We start from the raw sequence: 396 nt of genomic DNA, 5'->3' as shown, positions 1-396 counted from the left end.
GGCGGCGCGGGCGGGGGAGGCGGGGAAAGGGTTTGCGGTGGTGGCGGAGGAGGTACGGAAGCTGGCGGAGCGCTCGGCGGCCTCAACTCAGGAGATTGCGCAGATGGTGCAGGGCATTCAACGGACCGTTGAGCAGGCAGTTGGGGCAATGGCGGAGAGTGCGGGGTCGGTGAGCCAGGTGAGTGAGGAGGCACGAGAGGTTGGGCAGGTGTTCGGGGCGATTTACCAGGCGGCGGAGGAGGTTGCGGAGCGCAACCGGGAGCTTTTGCAGGTGCTGGAGGAGATAGCGCAACGGAGTGTGGAGCTACGGGCGACGATGGAGGACACGGCGGCGATCGCGGAGGAGAATGCGGCGTCGGCGAGTGAGTTGGCCTCGACGGCGGAGCAGGTACGGGG

The 396-nt window shown here is 67.7% G+C and carries 1 protein-coding gene; it reads left to right on the top strand.

What is annotated here, in order from left to right; all coding sequences use genetic code 11:
- Nucleotides 1-396, top strand: a 396-nt coding sequence (locus NET03_RS13390; protein WP_252129385.1) for a methyl-accepting chemotaxis protein, incomplete at both ends; no start/stop codon positions are given.

The sequence above is a fragment of the Thermomicrobium sp. CFH 73360 genome (genome assembly GCF_023806465.1).
Classification (GTDB): domain Bacteria; phylum Chloroflexota; class Chloroflexia; order Thermomicrobiales; family Thermomicrobiaceae; genus Thermomicrobium.
The sequence above is the reverse complement of the archived record's forward strand: the minus strand, read 5'-3'. Positions and strand labels throughout refer to the sequence as shown.